At 62.5% G+C, this 4,477-nt stretch carries 4 protein-coding genes; all 4 read right to left on the minus strand.

Features of this window, described 5'->3' with window-relative positions:
• Positions 1 to 1,393, minus strand: a 1,393-nt coding sequence (locus BLX41_RS20405; RefSeq protein WP_123726353.1) for an MFS transporter, incomplete at its 3' end; no start/stop codon positions are given.
• Positions 1,394 to 1,523: 130 nt separating this feature from the next.
• A complete protein-coding gene (locus tag BLX41_RS20410) occupies positions 1,524 to 2,273 on the minus strand; it encodes a tRNA-dependent cyclodipeptide synthase (RefSeq protein WP_123726342.1) in 750 nt (249 codons plus the stop codon).
• Between the two features lie 4 nt (positions 2,274 to 2,277).
• Positions 2,278 to 3,054 (minus strand): 2OG-Fe(II) oxygenase, encoded by a 777-nt coding sequence (locus tag BLX41_RS20415; RefSeq protein ID WP_123726343.1) that lies wholly within the window; start codon positions 3,052 to 3,054, stop codon positions 2,278 to 2,280.
• A gap of 291 nt (positions 3,055 to 3,345) precedes the next feature.
• Positions 3,346 to 4,434 carry an aliphatic sulfonate ABC transporter substrate-binding protein gene (locus BLX41_RS20420; RefSeq protein WP_123726344.1) on the minus strand — a complete coding sequence of 363 codons (1,089 nt, stop codon included), beginning with the start codon at positions 4,432 to 4,434 and terminating at the stop codon, positions 3,346 to 3,348.
• Between the last annotated feature and the right edge of the window lie 43 nt (positions 4,435 to 4,477).

Genomic DNA, 4,477 nt, shown 5'->3' on the forward strand with positions numbered 1-4,477 from the left:
GGGTAGCCGGGGCGGTACGCAGCAACAGGCTCACCGTGGCCCAGACCAACAGCGTCGCCACGGCCAAAAAACCCATCACCCCGCGATAACCGTTGAGAAAGGCGCCCTGGGCATCGTCCAGCGGCGTCGCGGAAAAGTGGTGGAACAACCCCACCCCCACCGCCAGCCCCACGCCACCGCCAACGTTGTGCAGGGTCATCAGCGAACCCATGGCCACCGAGCCCACTTCCTGGGGCACCGAGGAAATCCCCAGCACCGTCGACGGCCCGAGAATGCTGGCCCAACCCAGGCCCATGATGACAAAGGCGCCGAGCAGATACGCCAGCGAGGTCTGGCGGTCGAACCCGGCCTGCAACAGCGCCGACAGCACGAACAGCAGCAGCCCGGTCTTGATCAGCAGCGCCGGGCCCTTGCGGTCCACCAGCCGTCCCACCAGCGGCGACAGCAACGCCACCCCCAAGGTGGTGGGCAGTAACAGCAAGCCGCTGGCCTGCACCGACTCGCCACGGATCTGCGCCAGATACAACGGCATGACAAAAAACGCCACGCAGTAGAACAGCGCCAGGCCGAAGCTTGCCGCGACCCCGGCGACAAAGCGCCGATTGGCGAACAGCTTGAGATCGATGATCGGCGCCGCCACCCGTTTCTCCACCGCCAGGAAGGCCACCAGGGCCAGGGTCGCCAGGGCGATCAAACCCAGGGTCAGGTGCGAGCCCCAGCCCCAGGCGCCACCCTGGACGATCACCAGCACCAGGCTCGGCAAGCCGATCAGCAACAGCAACGCGCCCCCTACATCCAGTCGTGCACCGGCCTCTGCCGAGCGGGATTCCTTCACGCTGAAACTGCAGATGCCCAGGCTCAGCAACACGAAGGGCACGTTGATCAGGAAGATCCACTGCCAGCCAAAACCACTGGTGATCAGCCCCCCCAGTACCGGTCCGATTGCCAGCCCCACGCCGTTGACGCCGAACAGCACACCGAAGGCCTTGCCCTGTTCGGCGCTGTCAAAGGTGCTGGAGACAATGGCCCCCGACGCGGTGTAGAGCACGGCACAGGCCAGCCCCTGAATCACCCGGGCACCGATCAGGGTGTCGATCTGCGTCGCCAGCCCGGCCGCCAGCGACGCCAGGCCGAACGCCGTCAAGCCGATGAACAGCACCCGCTTGCGTCCATGCAAGTCGGCCAGGCGCCCCACCAGCACCATGAAACTCGACAGCGCCAGGATGAAGCCGTTGATGACCCACTGCAGACTGTCCACCGAGGTCCCCAGATCAGTCTGCAATGCCGGTAGCGCGGTGTTGACGATGGTGAAATCCACACAGCCGAGAAAACTGGCGATGCTCACACCGAGCAATGCCCACCATTTGCGTTGCTGTTGCGCAAAAACGCTCATGGAAACTCCTTGTCAGTCATAAAAAAACGCTCTGCAGGAGCCCGCTTGCCGGCGAACAGGCCCTTGAATCCTGTATCGCCGGCAAGGGCGCTTTCGCTGGCAAGCCAGCTCCTACATTGATCGCGGCGGGTCAGATGGCGATGGCGCCACTGGTCCAGTTCGGGTGAATGGCCCCGGGCAAGGTGAACGGAATCGGAATCCCGCGCTTCTTGAACTTCAGCGGCAGCCAGCGCACCCGGTCCGGGCTGTGGGGCTCGATCAGCAGCTCGCGGCTGGTGGCCATGGCGGTGGTCATCTGTTGCGGGTAGAGCACGTAGTGATAACCCTCATCGGCCCACAGCGGCAGGATGATGGGAATCTCCTCGAGGATGTATTCGCGGCACTGGGCCGCCGCGCGTTCGATGTCCGCATGCTCGTCACGCAGGCGCAAACGCTCGGTGAACACACCAATGGTGCTGTCGATGGCTTCGCGCAATTCCTCGCGCTGCTGATAGATCCGGTCCAGTTGCTGACGCAACTCGGCATAGCGGTCGCTGGCCAGTTCCTGGTTCCAGCGGGTGATGTGATAGGGCACCCGCAGGCCATCGAGGATGTCCTGGTTGCGCGCCAGCCAGGCATCGCCGTCGCGGATCGACGCCGACAGCGCCTCCCCCGGGGATTTGCCGTGCTTGTTGTGGCGTTGCAGGGTGTCGGCCACCACCACCTTGACGTGGCTGAAGCCGGACTGGTTGATCAGGTGAATGGTGGAACGCAGCTTCTGGTCTTCGTGATATTCCTGGCCAACGCTGACCGCCAGGACCACGCGCTTGCCGTCGAATTCGTGCTCTTCGCCGCCCTTGTTGAAGTAGGCCTTGAGATTGATTTCCTGCACCTTGCTCATGAGTTCAGCTCCAGTAGGCCAAAGGCTGTTGTTCGCCGTAATAACCGATAAAGACCCCAAGGGTGACCCGGGTGCTGCTGGCCGAGGGGCGGACCGCGTGGATCAGCCGCGGGTTGAGCAGGATCAGGTCGCCGGGCTCGGGCTTGATCACGAAATCCGGTGGCGGCAGCAGATGGCGCTCGATGCCGTAGGCCCGCTCGCCCTTCAGGCGGTTGTACTCCTCCTCGTCCGGCTCGATGCCCCAGATCTCCAGTTCTCCGCCATCCTCGGGAATTTCCAGGTAGATATTGGTGGACAGTTGGGTCAGCAGCGGCGGGCTGTGGCCCTGCGGCGCATTGCGTTCGAGCTTGTCGGTGTGGGGCGTGAGATCGACCCCCGAGCCCTGGAAGCGGGCGATACCGACAAAGCACTTCTGCCCCCCCACTTGCAGCAGGTGCGCGCCCTGGGGCCAGACCTCATCCAGCAGCAGGCGCAGCTCGTCGATGGGCGAGGCCAGGGGCCGGAACAGGTTGCGGATCTTGCGGATATTGGGCAGTGCCAGGGCGTGGTATTCGGCGCGGCTCTGCTCATCCTGGATCTCGATATAGGCCTTGCCGACGCGGACGAATTCCTGCTGCTGGCTGAAGGCGCTGCGCAGCTCCTGCTGGTACAGATGATCCCGCGCCACCTGCAAGGTGTCCGGCGGACAGAAACCTTTGAGCTGGACGCCATAAGAACGTTTTTCAACGACATCGAGGATATGCCGCGCTTCAAGTTTGTCGGCAGTAGTGACTGTGAACATGCAAGCTCCCTTATTCCCTGGAAGTAGCGACGAAGTACATCTTTGGCAGAACGTAAGAATTTATTTCAAGGCCACCTTAGGCAGTTGCCAATGCCTTGTGAAATACCCTTTATCTCTAATATCCAAACTTAAAAATGTATCGAAAATCAGGCAAATAGCGGCCATCACCGGCACTTTTAACGGGCTGTGCGGACACTATGAAATTTGCTGATAGTTAAGTTAAACAGCAGACATTATTGAGGGGATATTTATTCGTTCCTCCCGAGCTTAATTAATAAAAACGCCATCTGTTCATTCAACTTCATTGAACTGTTCGTCCATGTAAGCCGAGGCATCGAAAGACTGGCGGATAATGCCCTCCTCGCGATACAGATCGGCGGTGTGCTGCACATCCGCCACCACCGATGGCCCCACGGCAATGCGTCGGGGCACGGAGTAGCGGTTGGAGCGTTCATGGACCTCTACCGGCAGGCCGCTGTAGCCGGCCTGGATGCGGGAAAACTCGGCCTGATGCTGATTGGCCCAGGCATAGGCGCGATCCAGGCGCCGGAGGAAATCGGCAATCTGTGCCGGCTTGTCATGGATCGCCTGATCATTGGCCACCAGTAACATGTGCCCGGCGAACAGGCCCTCGCCACTGACCAGCACCCGACTTCCCCCCTCCATCTGCACCATGCTGGTGTAGGGGTCCCAGGTCGACCAGGCATCGGCCTGAGCATTGCTCAGCAGGCTGCGGGACTCGGCGGGCTGCAGGAAGATGAACTGCGCATCCGCGCCGTGCAGCCACGCCGAACGCAGAGCGGCGAGGGCCAGGAAATGGCCGATGGAGCCGCGAGTGGTGGTGATGCGCTGGCCCTTGAGGCTGGCGGCATCCTGCAGCGGCGAGTCGTTCTTGACCACAATCGCCACTGCCGTGGGCGTGACCTTGAGTTTGATCACCCCCACGGTCTTGATCGGCGCCCCGGCGGCGGCGGCGAACACGAACGGCGCATCCCCCAGGCTGCCAATGTCCACCGCCCCGGCCGCCAGGGCTTCGGCGGTGGGCGCGGCGGCGGCAAAGGAAGCGAACTCGATGGGATACGGCACCTGCTCCAGCTCGCCGGCGGCCTGCAGCAGAATCTTCAGCGACTGCTTCTGGCTGGAGACCCGCAACGCCGGCTGCGCCAGCGCACTGCCCAGCCACAAACACAACACCAGCCCTTGTAGGAGCCGGCTTGCCGGCGAATGGCCCCTGAGCCCTGCGCCAGTCATGCGGCCGCCTTCGCTGGCAAGCCAGCTCCTACGAGGTGGATAACTGGTGTGTTTCAGAACGCCAGGCTGACACAGCGGCCGTAGGAGCCAGCTTGCTGGCGAACAGTCCCTGAACCCTGCGCCAGTCATGCGGCCGCCTTCGCTGGCAAGCCAGCTCCTACGAGGTGGATGG

Source organism: Pseudomonas protegens (genome assembly GCF_003732485.1).
GTDB classification, from domain to species: Bacteria; Pseudomonadota; Gammaproteobacteria; order Pseudomonadales; family Pseudomonadaceae; genus Aquipseudomonas; species Aquipseudomonas protegens_B.

What these genes read in the sequence shown, in the direction of transcription:
- BLX41_RS20410 (WP_123726342.1), bottom strand. Translation starts at nt 2,273, where the DNA reads ATGAGCAAGGTGCAGGAAATCAATCTCAAGGCCTACTTCAACAAGGGC.
- BLX41_RS20415 (WP_123726343.1), bottom strand. Translation starts at nt 3,054, where the DNA reads ATGTTCACAGTCACTACTGCCGACAAACTTGAAGCGCGGCATATCCTC.
- BLX41_RS20420 (WP_123726344.1), bottom strand. Translation starts at nt 4,434, where the DNA reads ATGACTGGCGCAGGGTTCAGGGACTGTTCGCCAGCAAGCTGGCTCCTA.